Source organism: Streptomyces sp. NPDC021093 (genome assembly GCF_044333135.1).
Taxonomy (GTDB): domain Bacteria; phylum Actinomycetota; class Actinomycetes; order Streptomycetales; family Streptomycetaceae; genus Streptomyces.
The window spans coordinates 277,752-299,975 of record NZ_JBIRQJ010000009.1 but is presented as its reverse complement, the minus strand read 5'-3'; the positions used below and the strand labels follow the sequence as shown (position 1 = coordinate 299,975).

Genomic DNA, 22,224 nt, shown 5'->3' with positions numbered 1-22,224 from the left:
TCACGGATCCTCAGTTGCGTTTACGGATGGGGGAGTTGGCGGTGCTCGCGCAGGGCGGACCGCAGTTGCAGCCACCACACGGCCGAACCGAGGGACGTCGCGGCGGCGACGCCCCAGGCCGAGCCCGCCGTGCCCGCGACGGCCGCCCCGCCGAGCCCGCCGCCGACGTAGCAGGCGGAGGCGAACAGCTGGCAGCGCAGGCTGCGCCGGGCCGAGGCGAGGGCGCGCAGCCCGGCCGCCGCACCGACGCCGAGGCTCGCGCCAGCGACGCCGAGCACGGCCGGCACGACGAGCGCCGATGCGGAGGTCCAGACGCCACCGAGCACGAGCTCGCCGAGCCGGTCCGGCACGAGCAGCAGCGCGCCGCCCCAGAGCAGCGCGGCGACGGCCTGCCCGCCGCCGAGCAGGAGGCAGAAGGCGGCAAGGCGGTGCGGGGCCTGCCGCAGGACCCGGGCCGCCTCCGCGACGGTGACCAGCGAAAGCCCCATCAGCACGGCGAGGAACGGCCCGAGCAGCAGCTCCGCGCCCCGGACCGCACCCACCGCGCCGACTCCGACGATTCCGCCGAGCCCGTACGCCCGCAGTTGGGCCGCGCCGCTGAGGCTGACGTTCTCGACCAGGTACCGGTAGCCGAGATCGCGCTGCTCGTGCAGCCACCCGCGCGCCTGCGCGAGCCGGGGCCGGATGCCGGACTGGAAGCAGCCGTACAGTGCGGCCACCGCTGCGGACGCGCCCCAGGCGAGGACGAAGGCCGCCACGCTCCCCACGCGGGCCGCCACGAACATCGCGGGGACGAGCGCGACGCCCCACACGAGATCGTTGACGAACGCCTTCCGCCCGGTCCCGGCGGCGAAGAACGCGAACCGCCAGGCGTCCTGCAGCAGCAGCCCCGGCAGCACGACACCGAGGCAGGCGAAAGCGGACCCCACGGATCCGCCGACACCCAGCCCGATCACCAGACAGACCGCGCCGAGGGCCGTTCCGACGCCGAGCGCGGCACCCGACGACCGGGCCGCCGCCGCGCGCCAGGCGGCCTCCGGCACACCGCTGAAGCGCACCACGAGCGGATCGGTGGCCAGCCCGCGGGCGACATTGAGCACCACGCCGTACGTCAGCCAGGCCAGGCTGAACACGCCGAACGCGGTCAGGCCCAGCGAGCGGGCCACGTAGATCCCCACCGCGAAGTTGGTCAGGCTGGAGGCCGCCTGGTCGGCAAGACCCCAGGACAGCCGGCCGGCCATGGCCCGCTTGCCGGTCCGTCGCTCCGCCGGTGCCGCCGCCTTCTCCCCCTCGGTGGTCATGGGCGTCATTCCTTGATCAGCCCGGCGCCGTGCAGGGCGTCGGCCGCGGCGGCGACGGCGCCGAACGGCAGGGCGGACCGCTCGGCGATGTCCAGCAGACCGTGCTCGCCGTCGGAGAGGCTGAGCACCCAGAGCATGGCCAGCTGGGCCTGGACCGCGTCGCTGCGGCCGCCCAGCGAGTCGTACAGCCCGCGCCGCCCCAACTGCGGTTCGCCGTAAGGGCTGAGGTTGACGTACCGCCGGTTGCGGTCGAGCACGTCGAACGCCTCGCGGCAGACCGAGAGGGTGTCCGCCATCGCCTCCGGGGAGACGAAGTCCGGATTGTCCGCCGAGGTGTGATACTCGGGGTAACCGGCGTACGGGGTCCGGGAGAGCGAGCCCACCCCGAGGTTGAACCCGGGCGAGCAGTACTGCCGCTCGTCGTAGCCGTACGGGGTGAACTCGGCGACGCGGTGCGGGCGTTCGGACGCGGCCAGCACGTACCGCAGCACCCGGTCGATCTCCGCGTCGCCGCGCCTGCTCTGTTTGTACGTCAGTTGGCCCGGGTCGCCCGCGCAGGCCAGCACGAGACCGTGCTTGACGCGGTCGATCCGCTCCGCGTTGCGGGCCAGCCAGGTGATCGCCCCGATGGTGCCGGGCGCGTAGATGAACCGGTAGGTGTAGTACGGCGTCTCCCGCGCCAGCGCGCGGGCCAGGAACGTCGCCACCGCGATGCCGGTCAGGTTGTCGTTGGCCAGGGACGGGTGGCAGACGTGGCAGGAGACGATCACCTCGTCGGGGACCTGCCCCGGGACCACGTGCTCGGCGTAGGTGAGGTGGCCGTCGGCGAGCGTGGAGTCGACGCGCACCTCGTAGTCGCCCTCCGGCAGCGCGTCCAGGGTCTCCTGGGCCAGGCAGAACCCCCATTGAGGCGTGTAGTAACTGGTGCGGTACGGCACCCAGGACGGCTGGTCCGGCAGGGTGTGCAGGTGTGCGCGCAGCTCGGCCAGCGGCATGGTCGCCGACACCGGCACGCTGTAGCCGAGCACGTGCAGGCTGGACTCGGCGAAGTCGACGACCCGGTTTCCGGCGCTGTCGGCGACGTACGCGTCCCGGATGTTCCACTCCTGCGGCACCGTCCAGTCCAGCACTTGCGTCCCCGTCGCCACTTCGTGCACCTGGAGCGGCACGTACTCGCCGATGATCTCCAGGGTGGCGCGCACGCCGTCGCCGGTGATGCTCCGGCACAGCGGGTACAGCCGCTCCACCAGCGCGTGCATCTGCGCGCCGACCGCGGTCACCGGCCGTGGGCCCGTCCCGGTCATCGGCGCCACCGCAGGGTGTCGTCGACGGCTCCGGCGTCCGACGCGGTGCGCAGTACCGCGAGCCGGGTGAAGCGCCGCTCGAAGTCCTCCCGGGTCAGCCCGAACTTCCGGTAGGCGTCGGCGAGTTCGTTCGCCCCCTGCCGCACGGTCCACACGCACTCGAAGCCGGGGACCGCGGCGCGGAACCGGGAGAAGTCCACCCGGTACGACCGGGGGTCGGCCCCGTTCTCCCCGGTGATCCGCACCTTCGAGCCGGACACCGCATCGGCGACCTGCTCGGCGATCTCGGCGACCGTGACGTTGTTGACCTCGCTGCCGATGTTGAACGCCTTGTCGTGCACCGCCTCGCGCGGTGCGTCCAGCGCCCTGGTGAAGGCCCGTGCGATGTCGGCGGCGTGCACCAGCGGGCGCCACGGGGTGCCGTCGGACAGCACGAGCACCTCGCCGGACAGGAGTGCGTGGCCCACCAGGTTGTTCAGCACGATGTCGGCGCGCAGCCTGGGGGAGTACCCGAAGGCGGTGGCGTTGCGCATGTACACCGGGCTGAAGTCGCCGTCGGCCAGCGCGTGCAGGTCGTCCTCCACCCGCACCTTGGACTCCGCGTACGGCGTCACCGGGCGCAGCGGGGCGTCCTCGCCCACCAGGTCGCCGCCGCCCGCGGCCCCGTAGACGGAGCAGGTCGACGCGTACAGGAAGCGCCGCACCCCCGCGTCACGGGCCAGCCCGGCCAGCCGTACGGACGCATGGTGATTGATGTCGTACGTGAGGTCAGGGGCCAGCGAACCCAGCGGGTCGTTGGAGAGCGCCGCCAGATGGATCACGGCGTCCACCCCGGCCACGTGCTCGGCCGTGACGTCGCGCAGGTCCACCCGGTGCCCGGCCGGGTCATCGACCGGCGGGCCGAGCACGCAGTCGGCGAACAGGCCGGAGTCGAGGCCCACGACCTCGTGCCCGGCGGCGGCGAGCACCGGAGCCATCACGGTGCCCAAGTAGCCCTGGTGTCCGGTCAGTAGTACGCGCAAGGTGGTCAACTCCCAAGATTCAGCGTGAGTTTGGTGACGGCGAACGCCTCGGCGTACCGCGCGTGGCATTCGATGCCCCGGATGCGGGCGAGACCGAGGAAGGCCTCCCGGTCGTACCAGGGACGGTGCCGCTGCGAGGGATAGTGCTCCTGCAACAGCCGCACCTTCTCCTCGGCGACCTCCGGCGACAGCGGCTGGTACGCCCCCATGCGGCCGAGGTCGCCGTCCCACTTGACGATCTCGTAGCCGAGCACGAGGTGGTCGCGGAACGCGGTGGGCATCAGCCGCGCGAGTCCCCGGTGGTCCTGGTGCGCGTCGTCGGTGCGCGGCGCGAGCACGAGGTCCGGATCGGTCCGCGCGCGCAGCTCCTCGACGGCCGCCTTGGCCTCCTCCCACTGCGCGGGCATCCGGCCGTCCGCCAGCTTGAGCACGGTCAGCCGCAGGTCGGCGTCCGGGCAGAAGGCGGTGAGCGCGGCCTGTTCCTCCTGCTCGCGGTCGCTTCCGCCGCCGGACAGCACCAGTGCGTCGATGCGGATCCCCGGCCGGGCGCGGCACAGCGTCAGCAAGGTGCCGCCCGCGCCGATGGCGAGGTCGTCGCAGTGCGCGCCCACCGCGACGACCCTCCGCAGGGGCCCGGCCCCGAGCCGGATCACGCGCCCACCCGCACGCCGTCGCGCTCCCACACGGCCCACGGGCGGTCGCCCCTGGCGTACGCGTCGTCGAGTGCGGCGCGCTCCTTCACGGTGTCGGTCGGCTTCCAGAAACCGCGGTGCCGGTGCGCCACCAGCCTCCCCTGCTTGGCCAGCCGACCGCATCCGTCGGCGACCAGGTCGCCGCCCTCGGGTATGTGGTCGAAGATCTCCTGGCGGAGCACGAAGTAGCCGCCGTTCTCCCACAGAGGCAGCTCGCTCACCGCGGTGATGCCCCCCACCAGGCCGTCCTCGCCCAGCTCCACGCAGTGGAACGACGACTGCGGGGGCACCACCATCATCGACGCCCCGGCGTCGCGCACGGCGAAGCGGTCGATCATCTCCGGCAGCGGCGCGTCGGTGAGCACGTCCGCGTAGTTGGCGAGGAACATCTCGTCGCCGTCCAGGTGGTGGCGCACGCGGCGCAGCCGCTCACCGATCGGCGACTCGACGCCGGTCTGCGCGAACGTGATCGTCCAGTCGGATATGTCGGTGGACAGCAGCTCGGTCCGCCCGCCCCGCAGCACGAAGTCGTTGGACGTCGTCTCCTCGTAGCGGAGGAAGAACTCCTTGATGTGGTGCGCCCCGTACCCCAGGCACAGGATGAACTCCGTGTGCCCGAAGTGCGCGTAGTAGCGCATCACGTGCCAGATCAGCGGGCGCGGACCGACCATCGCCATCGGTTTGGGCACGTCGTCCGCGGCGCCGCTGCGCATCCGCATCCCGTAACCCCCGCAGAACAGGACGACCTTCATGCTGTGACCTCGACAATGCTCAGTTCCGGTATGGGAAAGACCAGTCGGCCGCCCCACTCGTGCACGAAGGCCAACTGCTCGATCAGCTCGTCCCGCAGGTTCCACGGCAGGACCAGGACGTAGTCGGGTCGGTCGGCGGCGATCTGCTCGGGAGCCAGGATCGGGATGCGGCTGCCCGGGGTGAACCTGCCGTGCTTGTACGGGTTCCGGTCGACGGTGTACGGCAGCAGGTCGGGCCGGACCCCGCAGTGGTTGAGCAGCGTGTTGCCCTTGCCCGGGGCCCCGTACCCGACGACCGTCTCACCGCGCTCGGCCGCGTCGATCAGGAACCGCAGCAGGTCCCGGCGCACCTTGGCCACCCGGCCGGAGAACTCCGTGTACCCCGACAGCTCCTGGAGCCCGGCGGCCTTCTCCCGGTCCAGTACGTCGGCCACCCGGCGGGACGGCTCACCGGCCACCTCGGCAGGGCGCGCCCACAGTCGGACGGAGCCCCCGTGCGTGGGCAGCAACTCGACGTCCACCAGGGCCAGTCCACCGCTGGCGAGCGCCCGGATCGCGGACGCCACCGTGTAGTACTGGAAGTGCTCGTGGTAGATCGTGTCGTACTGGTTCTCCTCGATCAGCGTCAGCAGGTGCTGCACCTCGACGGAGACCCAGCCGTCGTCGGCGACCAGGGCCCGCAGCCCCCGGGTGAACCCGACCACGTCGGGGATGTGCGCGTACACGTTGTTGGCCACGACCAGGTCCGCCGGGCCGTGCTCGGAGCGGACGGCCGAGCCGGTGTCCGGGCTCAGGAACTCCGTGAGCGTGGGCACCCCCGCTTCCCGCGCCGCGGCGCCGACGTTCACCGACGGCTCGATGCCCAGGCAGCGGACCCCCCGGTCCACCAGGTGCCGCAGCAGGTACCCGTCGTTGCTCGCGACCTCGACCACGAAGGAGTCCTGGCCGAGGCCCAGGCGCGCCGCGGTGTCGGCGACGTACGTGCGCGCGTGCTCCACCCAGGAGGTCGAGAAGGACGAGAAGTACGCGTACTGCGTGAACGTCTCCTCCGGGGTGATCAGCGGAGGGATCTGTGCGAGCCAGCAGTCGGTGCAGACCCGCAGGTGCAGCGGGTACGCCGGTTCCGGCAGGTCCAGTTGGTCCGCGGCGAGAAAGCTCTCGCACGGCGGGGTCGCCCCCAGATCGACGACGCTCGCCAGCGCCGCCGAGCCGCAGAGTCGGCATCGTGTCATCTTCTTCCCCCATCCCTGCCCGCGCGGGAGCCCCGTCGCGAGCCAGCGTGTGTGTTCCCGGCCGGCGTGGCGCTGTCCCCGCCGCCGGACCGCACCGCGATCGCGGTGCGGTACCCCTCCACCAGGCGCTCCAGACCGACGGCCGGGCTGAACCCCTGCTCGTAACGGCGCCGGGCCGCCCGGCCCATCTCGCGGTTGCGTGCCGGTTCGGCCGCGATCCGGCGTATGCGGGACGCGAGCGACACGGGATCGCCCGGCCGGTGCAGCAGCCCCGTCACCCCTTCCTCGACGAGTTCGACGAAGGCGCCGTGACCGGCGGCGACGGCCGGGACCCCGGCCGCCATCGCCTCCGCGACCACCAGGCCGAAGGTCTCCAGGGCCATCGAGGGAGCCACCACGGCGACCGCCCGCCCGACGGCCTCCCGGCACTGGGCCGGGTCGTACAGGCCGACGTAGCGCACGTCGTCCCGGCCCGCCGCCCAGGCGGTCACCTCCTGCTCCAGCGGCCCCGCGCCGGCGAGCACGAGCGGCACGCCCACACCGCCGCCCGCCGCGATCTCGTCCCACGCGGTCATGAGCAGCCGCACGCCCTTGGCCTCCGCGAGACGGCCCAGGAAGAGCAGGTGCTCGCCGGCGTCCGATCGGCAGGCGCCCGGGTCGGGCACGAAGTTGTGCTTCACCGCCAGTCGCTCGGGCGGCATGCCGGACGCCACCAGGAGGTCGCGCTGCGCCGTGGAGATGCAGAAGAACCGCTCCACGCCGGACCACCATCGCCGCCGGTTGACCAGCAGACTGACCGCGAGCGGCACCGTCGCCAGCCGGGAGTTCCGGTAGCAGCCGTGCCGCACGGCGGGCAGCGGCACCGCCGACCCGACGCACTCGGTGCACAGCCGGCCGTCCCGCCGCAGCGTGCCGGGCGGGCAGATCTGCGAGTAGTTGTGCAGCGTGGCGACGGCGGGCACACCGGCGTCGGCGCAGGCGGCCAGCACCGAGGGCGACAGGAGGGGAAAGACGTTGTGGACGTGCACCACGTCGGGGCGCGAGGTGCGCAGCCGGTCGGCGAGATCCGACCGGACCGACGGGTTCCACGGCACGAGGAGCGGCACCGCGACCTTGCCGGGCAGGGAGCGGGCGGCGATGTCGTCGCTGCGCCGCTCGAACACGTCGACCCGGTGGCCGGCCGCGCGCAGCAGCCCCACCTCCTCGTCGACGACCCTGTTCTCCCCGCTCGGCTGCGCCGAGGAGTAGCGGTTGTGGACCACAAGGACGTGCATGTGGGGGGTCACCTCCTGGCCCATCGCGGGACATGTCGTCGGGGAGCCGCGGGTGTGGCGAGCGGCGTGGCGGTGGCAGGCACCGCGAGCAGCGAGGCGGCCACGGCCAGGTGCAGCAGATACGCCGAGGCGTCACCGAGACCGGCCTCGGTGTACGACGAGATCGCGACGTAGCTGATCAGGAAGATCGCGCAGGCCCTCGGCAGCGACGGCGGCCGCAGCAACGCGACGCCGCCCAGCACGAGGAAGACCGCCGCCACGATCGCGACGCCGGTCAGCCCCTGCTCGGAGTAGACGGCCAGCCAGCTGTTGTCGATCGGCAGCCCGCCGTACGACTTGTCGCCGAGGCCCGTGCCGAACAGCTGCTCCGCGGTGGTCCTGGGGGCGTCCAGCAGGGCGTCCCAGACCTTGGCCCGGCCGGTGAGGCTGGTGAAGTACTCCTGGGACTGGCCGCGCAGGAACCACGCCTGCAGCAGGGAGGCGAACCCCACCGCGGCCACCACGGCGCACACCACCGCCCAGGTGAAGAACCGGCGGGCGGCGGCGCTGGTCAGGACGAGCGAGAGAATCGCCAGCACCAGGGCGGCGAGCAGGCCGATCGTGGCCGTCCGGGTGTGGGTCAGCGCGAGCAGGACGAGCGACGGCACGATGATCACGGCCGCGCCCGCCCAGGTGGTCCGGCGGCCCAGGGCGAGCAGCACAGTCAGCCCGATGATCACCGCGGCGTACTGTCCGATCTGCGGCGGGGTGAGCGGCCACAACGCGCCGACCAGCCGCCCTCCGTACAGCTCGGGCATGGCCGCGCCCGGTGAGATCACCAGGCCGGCGACCACCGACACGAACACGGCGAAGTACATCCGTATGTGGCTCCGGACGAACGTCAGGCTGCCGTCCCACCAGCGGCTGAGCAGCCACAGCGTGCCGACGAAGAGAGCCAGCCGGGAGCATCGGAACAGCGCGCCGAACCCGGACTCCAGGTCCACGCTGGAGATCGCGCTCGGCACCAGCAGCAGGGTGAGCAGGAGCAGGAAGGCGCTCGCGCGGATGCGCAGCCGGAGATTGAGCGCGAGCGCCAGGGCGAACGCGGCGGCCAGCGCGCCCATGGTGACCATCTGGATGAGGGAGCGGGGGATCGGGAAGATGGTCTGCGCCCCGGCGGAGCCGAGCACGTTGAGTCCCAGCAGCCCCCAGACCACCCCGACTGCCTTCGGCGTACCGGCGGGGCGCAGTCCGGCGCCGGACCGAGTGCCCGACGTGTGCGGTCCGCCCGGCAGCTGGCGGCGCATCAGGACCCCGCCCCTCAGCCCGCCGCCCTTCAGACCCGTGCCCCTCAGCCTCAGCCCCCCGCCCACCTCAGCCACCGGCCTGCGGGTCGAAGGTGCTGCCCGCGTCCTGCCCGTACGGCGCGGCCTGCCACTGCCCGGAGTCGACCTTCCGGCCCGGGTCGTCGGCGACGAAGCTCCACGGCCCGCGGTAGACGTTGTCGTGCCAGCGGTTGTGCTGCTTGTGGAGGAGCGCGTCGGACACCTTCTTGGCCTTGTACGGCGACCAGTCCGGATAGGTGCCGTAGTTGGACAGCACCGCCATCCGGCCGCACTCCGCCGTGCACTTGACCACGGACGCGTCCAGCAGGAAGCGGTTGTCGTGGATGTCCACCCGCTGGGTCTTCCACCGGCAGTCGTCGTAGAGCGGTGCGGACCTGATCGCGGGCTGCGCGCAGGTCCTGGTGTCCTTCACCAGCAACGTGCAGTACCCGGTGGAGGTGTTGGCGGGGCTGTTGCAGAACCGGTTGGCGTTCTCCCACAGGGTGATTCCGTTCCAGTTGTTCTCCAGCACGTTCCGGTAGATCTCGATCCTGTCCGTGCGGGCCTTGACCCGTGGTTCGCCGCCGGCCTCGGAGACGTAGACGGTCCCGTACGGGTAGTTGTCGCCGCGCTTGGCCGCACCGCCGCCCTCGACCCAGTTGTTGCGCCGCATCGTGTTGTTCCGGATGACGGCGTTGTAGCTGGTCTCGTACATGATCGCGACGCCGTCGTTGGACTCGAACACGTTGTTCTCGAAGAGGAAGTCGTTGTTGTTGTTGTCCGCCCACAACCCGGCCCCGCGGTTGTCGTGCACCCAGTTGCCGCGGATGTCCGCGCCGTTGACGGCCCAGAACTTGATCCCTCCGGTGCAGCCGCAGCCCGGCTTCTGCCGCTCCCAGTCGCCGGTGTTGTTGCCCACGATCTCGTTGCCCTCGACCACCAGGCCGCGGATGGAGTCGCCGTCCTTGTAGGCGTTCATGCCGTACTGCCCGTTGTCGCGCAGGCAGCTCGCGCGGACCTGCTGGCGGGCGCCGGCCATCAGCCCGCCGCCGGAGTTGTTCTGGATCGTCGCGTGCTCGATCACCCACCCGTCGGACGAGCTGCTGTTGACCACACCCTCGTCGTGCGGTGCGACGAAACCCTGCACCGTCAGGTGGCTGATGGTGACGTCGGTGGCTTCGCCGCCGAACGCGTACTGGTTCTTCTTGCGGCCGTCGAGCACCGCGCCCGGCGCACCGAGGTAGCGGTTCCCCTTCTTGGGGACGACCTGGGCGTACTGCTCCGGCACGAGCGTGTGCTTGCCGGGCCGCAGCCAGAACGTGGTGTTCGGCGGGCTGCTCTCGGTCTTCCCGGCCAGGTCGCCGACGACCGCGGGGTCGACCGTCACCGCGCCCGCAGGTGCCTTCGCCGGCCCCGCCGAGGGTTTGTCGCACACCCGGGCCACGGGTGTGGCGGCCGCCCCGGCCGCTGCGGACGAGGACTTGCCTGCCGGCTTCTCCGGGGCGTCCGGCGTGCTCGTACAGCCGGTCGCCGCCAGCAGTACCACCGCCAGCGGTGCCGCCGTCAGGGCCGCCCGGTGCCGCCACTTGATCCCCACGTGTTCCCCCTGGCCGATCTAGTCGCTGAACCTGAGTACGGCGGCGAACTCCGCCGGCCGTGCGGCGCCGTCGGCGAAACCGGAGCCGATCAGCGTGGTCGCGGGCACCTTGCGCCCGAAGCCGGGGGAGTACCAGCCCAACGGCGGGTCGCTCTCGCCGCGATGCGCCCGCCAGCGCAGCTCGCCGGGCAGATCGAGCACAGCGGAGCGCTCCTCGCCGTCCCGGGTCCAGGTGAGCAGCGCCCGGTTCCCCGTCAGGTCCGCGGTGATCGCCGGGCCGAGGTGGAACGCCAGGCGCACGGCCCGGCGCGGGCCGCGCACCTCGTCCACCACTCGCAACTCCCGTGCCACGGCGGAGAGTTCGACCCGGCGGCGGTGCACGGAGCCCGGGTATCCCGCGTGCTCGGCGCACCAGCGGGCCACGCCCGTACCGGACGTGTCCGCGACCAGGACGCGGCTGCGGGCATGCCTGGTCCACAGGAAGGGCCCGCCGGAGACGGACTGGTCACCGCCGTCCAGCTGCAGGGTGTTGTGGCCGAGCGTCGACCGGAAGTACTGCCGCCACTTCGGCTGCCCGTGGTAGCAGTACGTCCCCGGGTCGGCGAGCACGTCGACCCCGTCGTGCCGGACCTCCACGGACAGCGCGTCCGCGTGGGCGTGCGCGGCGATGGACAGGAACCCGTGCGGACCGCCGTCGCAACGGCACCAGATCTCCGCCGGGCCGCTCTCCGTCCGACCGCTCTCGGCTGCCCCGCTCTCGGCTGCCCCGCTCTCTGTCGCCCCGCTCTCTGTCGGACCGCGCAGGATGGTCATGCCCGCATCGGCGAAGTGGTCCTGCCGGTGCGCCGGACGGGTCACGGCCGGTGCACTTCCGTCTTTCGCGTACGGGCGGACGAGCGCGGTCAGCAGCGGGGTGCGCACATCGGTGCCCGTCACCGTCGGCCACCAGCCGAGCCTGCCGAACACGGCGTCCCCGGTGGCCAGCAGCGAGGCCCAGCGGTCGGTGCCCGCGCCGTCCACGACCAGACCGTGCCCGTCGTCCGCGTCCCCCTGGCGCGGCGGCCGCAACCGGCCGTCCACGACGGCCGCGAGCGCGTCCGTCATCCGCAGCAGCACCAGCCGGACCGACGCGGGGACCGGCACGCCTGCGGCATCCGCCTCGGCCACCGCGGCCAGGCCGAGTTCCAGCACGAGCCCGTGGTACTCGGTGGCCAGCTCGCGGTTGAGTCCTGAGCGGAAGGTGTTGCTCCGCAGGTTTCGCTCCAGCGACCGCAGTGCGTCCGCCCGCCAGCGCGCGGACGCGGGGAACCAGCCGAACGCGCAGGCCGCGGCGGACTGCCCGGCGGCCTCGGCGACGACGTGGTTGTTCGCCGAAGAACCCCGGCTGGGGAAGGCGGCCAGCCAGCGCTGGTGGTGCCAGATCTGGTTCAGCGCCACCGGGTTGTCCTCGAACAGGGCGGCCGCGCCCGGCCAGCCGTCGAGCAGCCGGCGGATCCACACCCAGGACAGCAGCCGGATCCCCAGCTCGATGCCGCTGATCCAGTGCACCCCGCGCAGCGGCGCGTTGGCCGCCCACCACGACCGCAGGTGCGCGGCCACCCGCTCGGCGTACCGGTCGTCCCCGGTGAGCGCGTAGGCGGCGGCGAGCACGGTCAGGTACTGGTGCCGGGACGGCTCCCAGATCTGCTTGATGTCCCCGACCGCTTCCTCGTCCCGGTACGGCAGGCCGAACGCGTACCCCCACGGAGCCCGGCGCCCGGTCTTCGGGTCGTACCACCAGTCCGGGTCGACCAGGTCGTCCCGTACCACCCCGAAGAACTCGGCGTGCCCCGCCATCAGCCGGTCCGCCTCGGCGACGAGACGCTTCGCGGCGTCCGGCGGCACCGCTTCGATCGTCCCGGGGGGCAGTACGGCGGTGAACCGGGCGCCGGTCACGCGCGGACAGTCCGGCAGCGCCGACCGCCACCGCCGCCTGCGCACCGCGTCGCCCACCCGGCCGCCGACCTCCCGCGGCCCCATCCGGGACAGCCGCCGCAGGTACCAGAGCGCGCTCAGGGCCATCACGCCCTCGCCAACGTCACCGGTGCGCCGGAGGCCAGGCCGGTCCGCACGGCGAGGGTGGCCGCCGTGGTGGCGACCAGCGACTCCAGTGGCACCGGCATCGGCCCGCCGCTCCGAACCGCCTTGACGAACGCGGCCAGTTCGGCGTTCTGTCCCTTGTCCCTGGCCTTGGGCAGGCGAGAGCTGACCCACCGCTTCGTCCCGTACACCGAGGCCCGGACGAAGTCGTCGAGCCGCAGCACCTTCCCGTCCGCGACCAGGTCGAGGGTCTCCTTGGGGAAGGCGGACGAGCCGGTGGTGACGTAACTGAGGGTGGCGGTGGACCCGTCCGGGTAGCGCAGCACGACCTGGAGGTCCTCGTTGCCGGGCGTGGCGAGGGCGTACACCGAGACCGGGTCGGCCCCGAGCAGCCAGCTCGCCGTGTCGATGAAGTGCCCGCCCTCACCGGCGAACCGCGAGCCCTCGGTGCCCTGTCGGAGGTACCAGCTGCCCTCCTGCAACCGGCCCGCGTTGACCAGGTAGCGCAGGCTCGCCGGGCCGGTCCTGGCGCCGAACTGCTTCCTCGCCTCCTGCAGCAGCGGTGCGAACCGGCGGTTGAAGCCCACCTGCAGCCGGTCGTTGCCGGACTCCTCCACCGCCGCGAGCACACCGGCCAGTTCGTCCTCGGTGAGGGCCAGGGGCTTCTCCACGAACACCGCCTTGCCGGAGAGGAGCGCCCTTCGGGTCAGTTCGGCGTGCGAGCTGTGCCGGGTGGCCACGAAGACCGCGTCGACGGACTTGTCGCCGAGCACGGCGTCGAGATCGGTGGTCGCCTCGGCGAAGCCGAACTTCCGCTTCGCGTTGGCCGCGGACAGCGCCGTCGTGGTGACGACCGTGGACAACTCGACGCCGTCGCGCCGTGCGAGGTGCGGCAGCAGCATCGACGTCGCGTAGTTCCCCGCGCCGACGAACGCGAGGCGCACCGGTGACTTGGCGGTGCGGGCACGGGGGGACGCGGCGCGTCGCACTTCGGGTACGTCCACCGCCGGGGCCTGTGCCCCGGCCGTGTGCCCGGCGTACCGGAACAGCACGGCCACGGCCTTCAGGTCGCCGTCCTTCAGGCGCTGATACGTCTCGACGGCGTCGTCGAAGTCGGCGACGTGGGAGACCAGCGGCTCCACGTCGACGCGGCCACGGGCGAGGAGATCCAGGAAGCAGGCCAGATTGCGGCGCTCGGTCCAGCGCACGTAGCCGATCGGATAGTCCCGCCCCTCCAGTTCGTACTCCGGGTCGTAGCGCCCCGGACCGTACGAGCGCGAGAACCGGACGTCGAGCTCCTTCTCGTAGTACGCGTTCCACGGCAGGTCCAGTCGGCACTTGCCGATGTCGACGACCCGGCCGCGGTCCCGGCAGAGCCGGGCGGCCAGCTCGACGGGCTGGTTGCTGCCGCCGCCGGCCGCCAGGTACACCTGGTCCACGCCGTGTCCGCCGGTGAGTTCGGCGACGGCCGCCTCCACCGCGGCGGACGAAGGGTCGCCGCAGGCCGCGGCGCCCAGGCGCGCGGCGAGCTCGCAGCGCACCGGGTCCGGGTCGGCGCCGACCACACGGACCCCCGAGGCGGTCAGCAGCTGCACCACGAGCTGTCCGATCAGCCCGAGGCCGACGACCAGCGCCACCTCACCGAGCTGCGGTCCGCCCTGCCGGACGCCCTGCATCGCGATCGACCCGACGGTGCCGAAGGCCGCGTGCCGCGACGCGAGACCGTCCGGCACCGGCGCGTACAGGTTCTTCGGCACCCAGTTCAGCTCGGCGTGCAGCGCGTGCTCGTTCCCGGCGCAGGCCACCAGGTCGCCGGTCTTCACGTCGTCGATTCCCGGGCCGACCTGCTCGACCACCCCGCACAGCGAATAGCCCAGCGGCGTGTACGAATCCAGCTTGCCCATCACCTTGCGGTACGTGGCGGGCAGCCCGTTGGTGGCGACGCTCTGCATCACCTTGGCCACCTGGTCCGGCCGGGAGCGGGCCTTGCCCACCATCGACATCCCGGCCTCGGACACTTTCATGAGCTCCGTACCGGTGGATATCAGCGAGTGGACGGTGCGCACCAGCACTCCGCCCGGCTTGCACCCCGGCACCGGCACATCGAGCACCGCCAGCTCGCCGCTCTTGTAGTTCTGCACCACTTGCTTCACTCGGACTCCCCGGAAGTCGCGCCGCGATACCAGTACTCAAGGGTCAGTACGTGCCACAGATGTTTGGAGAAGTCCCGCTGCCCGGCCGCGTCCTGGGCGACCATCCGGGCCAGCGCGTCACGCCGCAGGAACCCGGAACCGACGAGCGCGCCGTCGTTGATCACCTCGCGCACCAGCGGCGCCAGGTCCCGGCTCATCCAGGCCCGCAGCGGGGCGCTGAACAGCCCCTTCGGCCGGTGGACGATCTCCCGGGGCAGCACCGAAACGGCCGCCTCCTTGAGCGCGGCCTTCCCCTGCCGTCCGACGATCTTGCGGTCCCCTGGCACGGCGAACGCCGCCTTCACCACCTCGACGTCCACGTACGGCACCCGCACCTCGGTCGACGCGGCCATGCTGGCGCGGTCGGTGTACGCGAGGTTCAGGCCCGGCAGGAACATCCGGGCGTCGCCCAGGCACATCCGGTTGACGAAGTCGTCGAGCTCGTTGTCCTCGTAGACGTCCCGGTGCTCGGTCAGTACGTCGTCGACCGCCGGGGCCAGGTCCGGATCGATCAGCGCGAGCAGCTCGTCCTGGTCGTACATGGTGTAACTGCGCCGGAACGCGGTCTCCTCAGGCAGCTCGGCGAAGGACAGGAACCGCTTCGCGAAGCGCACCGACCGGTATCCCCGCCGTGCCGTGGCGACCGGCAGCCGGTCCACGACCCCGGAGATCCCCCGCCGCAGCGGTCGCGGCACGCGCTGGTAGCGCAGCGCGAGCCGATTGGCCAGGTGCTTGCGGTACCCGGCGAACAGTTCGTCGGCGCCCATCCCCGAGAGCATCACCTTGACCCCCGCCTCGCGGGCGGCCTGGCAGATCAGGAAGGTGTTGATCGCGGCAGGGTCGCCGATCGGCTCGTCCAGGTGGTACGTCATCCGCGGCAGCAGGTCGAGCACGTCCGGAGCGATCTCGATCTCGTGCAGATCGACGCCGAACCGCTGGGCCACCTGCCGGGCGTAGCGCAGGTCGTCCGGCATCGCCTCGAACTTGGCGTCCTCCGCGCGGAATCCGATCGTGTAGGCCGAGATCCCGGGCCGGTGCCGGGCCGCGAGCGCGGTCAGCCAGCTGGAGTCGAGGCCGCCGGAGAGGAAGGTCGCCACGGGTACGTCGGAGAGCAGGTGACGCTGGGTCGACTCCTCGACGACGGCGGCCAGGTCGGGCGGCTCGCTGTGCCGGGCCTCGTGGGCGACGTCCTTCAGGTTCCAGTACCGGCCGCGCTCCACCCGGCCGTCGGGCCGGCACCTGAGCCAGCTCCCCGGCGGCAGTTTCTCCGCCTCGCGGTACGCGCACCGCGAGTCCGGCACCCAGTAGTAGAGGAGCGAGGCCACCAGCGCCGCACGGTCCACCTCCAGCGTCCCGCCGGTGGCCGCTGCGAGCGCCTTGAGTTCCGAGGCGAACACCAGCCCCTCGCCGCGCCGGAGCAGGAACAACGGCTTGATGCCCAACTGGTCGCGGGCGAGGACCAGTTCGCCGGTCCGTTCGTCGAAGATCCCGAAGGCGAACATGCCGCGCAGCCGGGGCAGACAGTCCGTGCCCCAGCGCCGCCAGGCCTCAAGCAGCACCTCGGTGTCGGAGGTGCCGCGGAAGCGCACTCCGGCGGCCGCCAGTTCGGTGCGCAGCTGGGGTGCGTTGTACAGCTCGCCGTTGTACGTCAGGGCGAGGCCGTCCGAGACCATCGGCTGGGCGCCGGTCTCGGACAGGTCGATGATGGAGAGCCGGCGGTGCCCGAGCTGCACTTCGCCGTCACCGAGGGGGTGGCCGTACCGGCCCGCCCCGTCCGGACCCCGGTGGGCGAGGACATCGGTGAGCCGGTCGGTCACGGACTTGCCGTCCGGCCATCGGTAAGTGCCTGCGATGCCACACACGTTCTACCGTGCCTCCTGGTCGTTGTCCGGAATCCGTGCGGCCCGCACCGGCACCCGCCGGCCCGTTCCGTTCTGCCGGGTCGACTGCTCGCTCCGGTCGGTCCGGCCGCGCAGCGCGGTGTCGGGCCCGTCCCACAGCGTGCCGTCGGTGCGGTCCCGCGGATCGGGGTCGATCAGCACCACACCGATCACCGGGATGCGCTGGTCCGCGAGCTGCCGTGCCACGGTGTGCAGCCACGCGGTGCTGCCGTGCCCGGCACGTACGACGAGCACCGTCCGGGTGCCGAGGTACTGGAGGTCGGTCCACGCCGTTCCCGGCGCCACCGAGCCGACACCGAGCCGCAGTTCCTGATCCGGAGCGGCCGCGGCATGCTCGCCGCCGACCACGGTCGGGTCTCCCGGCTTCGGCCGGCGCCTCGCGAGCTGCCGGCCGGGCAGCGCGTCGACGACGACCACAGGACCCTCCTGCGCCAGTGCTCCGGCGAGGGCCAGGGCGATCGTGCCCGTGCCGCGCGCACAGCCGAGTTCGAGGAGCGACAGCGGCTCCGCGGAGGCGCGCACGGTGCGGGCCAGGGAGGCCGTGAGCCGTCTGCGTGCCGCCTCGGTCCTTCGGCGCCGCCACGGCCTGCCCGAGCGGTGCGGCAGCTCCGCGACGACCGAGGCGCCCAAGTGCGCCGCGATGTCCCGGCGCAGTACGGGGCGGTCCGCCACCACCGAGCCGACCGCGGCCAGCGCGAGCCCGAGGACGAGTCCGAGGGCGAGCCCGATCGCGGCGTCGGTGGCAGCGGTCCTGGGCAGCGAGTGCTGCACCGCGCGCGGGGCGTCCACGATCTGCGTGCCGGCGACGAGCCGGGGCGTGCCGGTGCGCGCCTGTGCGGCGCGCTGGTCGAAGTCGGCGATCCGCGAGTTGAGTTCGGCCCGGCGGGCGTAGAGCGACTCGATGGTCGCCGACGCCGTCGGGTCGCTCTCCGGCGAACGCTCCCCGATCGCCCTGTTGACCTCGGCGAGCTCGACCCGCATGCGGTCGCGCTGGTCGAGCAGGGCCTTCGCCTCGGCGTTCGCGGTCGCCCGCATCCGGCGCACATGGTCCGCCACGAACGCGTCGGCCAGCGCCTTGGCCCTGGCCACCGCGTGTGCGTCGGTGTCACCCGTCACGTCGATCTGCAGCACGTTGTTGGTCAGGCCGCTGCCCCGGTAGTCCTGAATGAAGTCCTCCGGTTTCTCCGGTGAGTTGAGGGACTTCAGGGCCTCGCCGGCGATCCGGGTGGTTCCCAGGAGCGCGACGTCGGTGCGGATCAGCGTTCCGCTGTCGTTCGGCTGGTCCTCCTGGTGCGCGACGAGGACCTTGGTCACCGCGCTCGGCGGCGGTGGCAGCAGGACCGCGACCGCCGCGCCGGCCAGCAGGCCCAGAAGCGCCATGGCGCACCAGAGCCGACGGCGCCTGCGCACCGCCACCACCAGGGCCTGCAGGTCGATCAGCGGAGCGGCCGCCGAAGAGTCCGAAGCCGTGTGCGTCGTCACTCCGGACCTCCCGTCGCGCGGCCGCTCCCCGCGAGCGCGGGAGCGGCGTTGTCCACGGCAGGGGCGGAGCGCGTCGTACAGGCCCGGACGGTGCCGGCGACGACCGTGCCGACGACCTCGTGCCTGCCGTCCGCACACGCCTCGGCGATGTCGGCGAGCTCCCCCGCGGTCCTGCTGCCCGCGCTGAGCACGACCAGGGCGCCGGACTCGGTGTCGCGGTCCGGCACCACCGGCCGGTCCACCGAAACCTCCACCAGCCGCAGCACGGGGTACCCCCTGCCCGAAGAGCCCGGAGCGGGATCGTTGCCGGCCTCGGCACCCGCGGCCTCGGCGACGAGCTGTTCGGCGGCCCGGCGGGCGATCGAGTCGTCGGCCGGTACGACGACCAGCAGCCGCCGGGGGGCAGGCAGCCGGTCGCGCAGGCGCGCGCACACCCGCTGGTAGCGGATCCGCAGACCGGCCTCGTCGCCGTACGTCTGCGGGGTCGGCACGTCCCACCGGGTGTCGACGCCGAGGAACCGGCGGATCCTGGCCCGCGCGCCACCGTCCTCAGGCCGGAGCGCGCGCCGTTCCTCGGGCACGTCGACGGAACCGAGGAGCGGTGAGCCCAGCGCCGCGGCGATCTCCGGTTCGGAGCGCAGCCGCCGGTTCGCCCGCGCGGCGGCGAGATGGCCGACGACGGCGAGCAGGAAGAACAGCAGCGCCCCGGCGACGACGAGCTGCATCCGCGTCGGTGGCGCCTCCCCGGCCGGCCGGGGCGCAGGACCCATCACGACCATGGTGGCCCTGTCGTTCGCCGGGTCGGCCTCGTCCAGCTTCTTCATGGCCGCCTCCAGCGTGGCGCGCAGCTTCTCCAGCGAGGTGCGCGCCTGCACGCTCTCCACGGACCGCCCCGGATCGGCCGCACCGGCCAGCTCGGTGATGCGCCGGTTGGTCTGCACCACCTGCCGCCGCAGTGCTTCGGGCTCCGTCACCGCTTCGGGGCTGGCGGTGCCGCCCGTGATCCGGGCGGCGAACGCGACGAACTGCTGGGCCGCCCGGTCGGAGAGTTGCTGCGCGCGCTCCGGAGTGTCGGCCGTGCCCGAGATCTTGATGATGTTGCCCTCGGCGGCCGTGGCGCTCACCCGCTCCCGCAGGTCGCCGCCGCTGACGCCCGGCCAGCCGAGCGTGGCGGCCACGCGGTCGGCCACCGCGGAACTGGTCGCGATGTTCACCTGGGTCAGCAGCTCGCGCTCTTCCCACTGCCCCGGCAGCAGTATCGACGCCGACGCCGTGTAGCGCGGCGGGAACAGCACCGAGGTGCCGTAGCCGACGAGCGCGCCCACCACGGTGAGGACGGCGAGGAGTTGCCAGCGCCGCCGGAGAATCCGACCGATCGTGGCCAGGCGTATCGTGTCCTCGCTCAACTGCGCGGCCTCTTCCGTGTCCGCAAGGCCCTGCCCGCCCGCACCGGAGTGCGGCCGCGGCAGGCAGCGGCGTACGCGGCGAGCAGCGCCGCCTGCGAGTTCCGCCAGGAGAGCCGCCCGCCGATCCGCTCCTGACCGATCTTGCCCATCCGGGCCCGCCTGTCCGGATCGTCGAGGAGCAGCGCGATCAACCTCGCGAATTCGGCCTCGTCGTTGGCGGGCGCGTAGACGGCGGCGTCACCGGCGGAGACCCGGGCCTCCCGGAGGTCGAACGAGACGATCGGCCGGCCCATCGCCATGTACTCCAGGACCTTGTTCATGGTCGACACGTCGTTGAGCGGATTGCGCGGGTCGGGGGAGAGGCACACGTCCGCGGTGGACAGGTGGCGCACCAGGTCCGCGTCCGGAATGCGCCCGGTGAACTGCACCTGCTCACCGAGACCGAGCTGCCGGGACAGCTCCACCATCGCGTCGAAGGCGTCGCCGGAACCGACGAACACCGCGTGCCAGTCGGTCCTGCCGAGCTCGTCGCGCAGCTTCGCCAGGGCCCGCAGGGCGTAGTCGACGCCGTCCTGCGGACCCATGACGCCCAGGTAGCACAGCAGATGGGGCTTGCCGCGCTTCAACTCCGGCTCGGGCGGCACCGGTTGGAACCGGTCGACCGCGGGTGCGCTGCGCACCACGAAGACGTCCTCGGGACGCTTGCCGCCACGGCGCACCGCGACGTCCCGGTAGCTCTCGTTCGTGGCGAGCACCACGTCCGCGGCCCGGTACGTCATCCGTTCCAGTGCGCACACCGCGCGGTGCAGCAGGTCCTCGCCGCGGCCGAACCGGGACAGGTACAGCTCGGGCACCAGGTCGTGCTGGTCGAAGACGAACCGCGCGCCGAGCCGCTTCAACCGCAGCGCGGGCAGGAAGAGAAGGTCGGGCGGGTTGCAGGCGTGGACCACATGGACCGGTCCGACCCTGCGGGCGAGGCGGGCCGTGTGCCACAACGCCGATCCGTACTCCCGCAGATAGCCGGCCGGTCCTCCGGTGGCCGCGCGCAACGGGTAGCGGTGGATCCGCACCCCGTCGATCACCGCCTCCGGCTCCGTGTCCCGCTTCTCCCCGCGGGGGCAGATGACGTGCACCTCCCAGCCCGCGTCGCGCAGCGTCGTGCACTCCTGCCACACCCGCCGGTCGAAGGGCACCGACAGGTTCTCCACCAGGATCAGCGCGCGCCGGTTCGTTCCACCGCTGCCCGCGGTGCCGTCGGACGATGTGTTACCAAGCAAGGCCCACGTACCCCGGTTCGGCCCGGCGCGCCTCGGCGTCGGGAAGGTGGATGAGGTCGACGATCACCGGTGCGGCGCCATGGGGGAGCGCCGCGAGAACGGCCGGATCCCTGGTCCCGACCAGGCACACCTCGGCGTGTTCGAGCACCTCGTCGACGGAGTCCGCGAGCAGCTGCGCGAGGTGCGGCAGCCGGGTCTCGATGTACTCGCGGTTCGCGCCGAGCAGCCGGGAGAGGCTCACGTTGGCGTCGTAGATCTTCAGGTCGTAGCCCTTGCCGAGGAGCGTCTCCGCCAGCTCGACGAGCGGGCTCTCGCGGAGGTCGTCGGTGCCGGGTTTGAAGGAGAGGCCGAACAGCCCCGCCCGGCGCTTGCCGGTGCGCTCGACCAGCTCCACCGCGCGCTGCAGATGGGCGGAGTTGGAGGGCAGCACATGGGCGAGGATGGGCACCGAGACGTCGGCCCGCTGCGCCGCGTGCACCAGGCTGCGGAGGTCCTTGGGCAGGCAGGAGCCGCCGAAGGCGAAGCCGGGCCGCAGATAGGCGGGGCTGATGTTCAGCTTGCGGTCGGCCAGGAACACGTCCATCACCTGGTACGAGTCCACCCCGAGCGCCTGGCACACCGCGCCGAGCTCGTTCGCGAAGCCGATCTTGAGGCCGTGGAACGCGTTGTCCGCGTACTTGATCGCCTCGGCCGTCGGGACCGGCACCCGGAACACCTCGCCCGGCAGGGCGTCGTACAGCGCCGCCACCGCGTCGCCGCTCGCCCGGTCGAGCTCGCCGATGACGGTCTTGGGCGGGTCGAAGAAGTCCCGCACGCTCGTGCCCTCGCGCAGGAACTCCGGGTTGACCGCGACCCCGAAATCCACCCCCGCCGTGCCGCCGACGGACTTCTCCAGGATCGGCACCAGCAGGTTCAGACAGGTGCCGGGGAGCATGGTGCTGCGGAACACGACGGTCTGCCGCCCGCCCCGCTCGGTCGGCCCGTCCTGCCCGCCCCGCTCGGCCAGCGCGGCGCGTTCGGCCAGCGCGGCGCCGATCTGCTCGGTGACCCGCTCCAAGTAGGTGGTGCACAGGCTGCCGTTGGGCTCCGACGGCGTACCCACGCAGACCAGCGACACCTCGCTGCCCATGATCGCCTCGCGGACGTCACGGGTGGCCCGTAACGCCCCCGTCCGCACGCCCTCGGCGACGAGCTCGCCGATCCGCTCCTCGACCACCGGGGCCCTGCCGTCGTTGACCAGGTCGACCTTCACCTGGTTCACGTCCACCCCGATGACCTCGTGCCCCATACCGGCCAGGCACGCGGCCGACACGCAGCCCACGTAGCCGAGCCCGAACACACTGATCCTCATGACTCGTTCCTCCCCCCAAGCAGGCCCTTGTGGCCCGCAGTCCGCGCGTCGTCGGGAC

General features: G+C 72.5%; 16 protein-coding genes. All 16 read right to left on the bottom strand.

The window, feature by feature from the left end:
• Positions 1-20 precede the first annotated feature (20 nt).
• The 16 genes from ACH4SP_RS28675 to ACH4SP_RS28600 all read right to left on the bottom strand — a co-directional run bounded on the left by ACH4SP_RS28675 (position 21) and on the right by ACH4SP_RS28600 (position 22,166).
• Positions 21-1,301, bottom strand: coding sequence for a hypothetical protein (locus ACH4SP_RS28675; RefSeq protein WP_398418858.1), 1,281 nt, complete (start codon positions 1,299-1,301; stop codon positions 21-23).
• Positions 1,302-1,306: 5 nt separating this feature from the next.
• Entirely contained in the window at positions 1,307-2,605 is a 1,299-nt protein-coding gene (locus tag ACH4SP_RS28670) for a DUF4910 domain-containing protein (protein ID WP_398418856.1), read from the bottom strand.
• Positions 2,602-3,627 carry an NAD-dependent epimerase/dehydratase family protein gene (locus ACH4SP_RS28665; protein ID WP_398419150.1) on the bottom strand — a complete coding sequence of 342 codons (1,026 nt, stop codon included), beginning with the start codon at positions 3,625-3,627 and terminating at the stop codon, positions 2,602-2,604. The genes ACH4SP_RS28670 and ACH4SP_RS28665 overlap by 4 nt, the downstream gene beginning before the upstream one ends.
• A gap of 5 nt (positions 3,628-3,632) precedes the next feature.
• Positions 3,633-4,280, bottom strand: coding sequence for a PIG-L deacetylase family protein (locus ACH4SP_RS28660; RefSeq protein ID WP_398418854.1), 648 nt, complete (start codon positions 4,278-4,280; stop codon positions 3,633-3,635).
• Positions 4,277-5,071 carry a glucose-1-phosphate cytidylyltransferase gene (locus ACH4SP_RS28655; RefSeq protein WP_398418852.1) on the bottom strand — a complete coding sequence of 265 codons (795 nt, stop codon included), beginning with the start codon at positions 5,069-5,071 and terminating at the stop codon, positions 4,277-4,279. The genes ACH4SP_RS28660 and ACH4SP_RS28655 overlap by 4 nt, the downstream gene beginning before the upstream one ends.
• A complete protein-coding gene (locus tag ACH4SP_RS28650; RefSeq protein ID WP_398418850.1) occupies positions 5,068-6,303 on the bottom strand; it encodes a class I SAM-dependent methyltransferase in 1,236 nt (411 codons plus the stop codon). The genes ACH4SP_RS28655 and ACH4SP_RS28650 overlap by 4 nt, the downstream gene beginning before the upstream one ends.
• Positions 6,300-7,577 (bottom strand): glycosyltransferase, encoded by a 1,278-nt coding sequence (locus tag ACH4SP_RS28645; RefSeq protein ID WP_398418848.1) that lies wholly within the window; start codon positions 7,575-7,577, stop codon positions 6,300-6,302. Before ACH4SP_RS28645 ends, ACH4SP_RS28650 begins: the two co-directional genes overlap by 4 nt.
• 8 nt (positions 7,578-7,585) lie before the next feature.
• On the bottom strand, positions 7,586-8,863 hold the full coding sequence (locus tag ACH4SP_RS28640; protein WP_398418846.1) for an O-antigen ligase family protein: 1,278 nt from the start codon (positions 8,861-8,863) through the stop codon (positions 7,586-7,588).
• A 67-nt stretch (positions 8,864-8,930) separates the two neighbouring features.
• Positions 8,931-10,478, bottom strand: a complete 1,548-nt coding sequence (locus tag ACH4SP_RS28635; protein WP_398418844.1) for a right-handed parallel beta-helix repeat-containing protein — start codon at positions 10,476-10,478, stop codon at positions 8,931-8,933.
• 18 nt (positions 10,479-10,496) lie between these two features.
• Positions 10,497-12,539, bottom strand: a complete 2,043-nt coding sequence (locus ACH4SP_RS28630; protein ID WP_398418842.1) for an alginate lyase family protein — start codon at positions 12,537-12,539, stop codon at positions 10,497-10,499.
• Positions 12,539-14,710 carry a bi-domain-containing oxidoreductase gene (locus tag ACH4SP_RS28625; RefSeq protein ID WP_398418840.1) on the bottom strand — a complete coding sequence of 724 codons (2,172 nt, stop codon included), beginning with the start codon at positions 14,708-14,710 and terminating at the stop codon, positions 12,539-12,541. The genes ACH4SP_RS28630 and ACH4SP_RS28625 overlap by 1 nt, the downstream gene beginning before the upstream one ends.
• Positions 14,707-16,611, bottom strand: coding sequence for an asparagine synthase (glutamine-hydrolyzing) (gene asnB, locus ACH4SP_RS28620; protein ID WP_398418838.1), 1,905 nt, complete (start codon positions 16,609-16,611; stop codon positions 14,707-14,709). Before asnB ends, ACH4SP_RS28625 begins: the two co-directional genes overlap by 4 nt.
• A gap of 3 nt (positions 16,612-16,614) precedes the next feature.
• Positions 16,615-18,132 carry a Wzz/FepE/Etk N-terminal domain-containing protein gene (locus tag ACH4SP_RS28615; RefSeq protein WP_398418836.1) on the bottom strand — a complete coding sequence of 506 codons (1,518 nt, stop codon included), beginning with the start codon at positions 18,130-18,132 and terminating at the stop codon, positions 16,615-16,617.
• A complete protein-coding gene (locus tag ACH4SP_RS28610) occupies positions 18,129-19,538 on the bottom strand; it encodes a Wzz/FepE/Etk N-terminal domain-containing protein (protein ID WP_398418835.1) in 1,410 nt (469 codons plus the stop codon). The genes ACH4SP_RS28615 and ACH4SP_RS28610 overlap by 4 nt, the downstream gene beginning before the upstream one ends.
• A complete protein-coding gene (locus ACH4SP_RS28605; RefSeq protein WP_398418833.1) occupies positions 19,535-20,815 on the bottom strand; it encodes a glycosyltransferase family 4 protein in 1,281 nt (426 codons plus the stop codon). Before ACH4SP_RS28605 ends, ACH4SP_RS28610 begins: the two co-directional genes overlap by 4 nt.
• Entirely contained in the window at positions 20,805-22,166 is a 1,362-nt protein-coding gene (locus tag ACH4SP_RS28600) for a nucleotide sugar dehydrogenase (RefSeq protein ID WP_398418831.1), read from the bottom strand. Before ACH4SP_RS28600 ends, ACH4SP_RS28605 begins: the two co-directional genes overlap by 11 nt.
• Between the last annotated feature and the right edge of the window lie 58 nt (positions 22,167-22,224).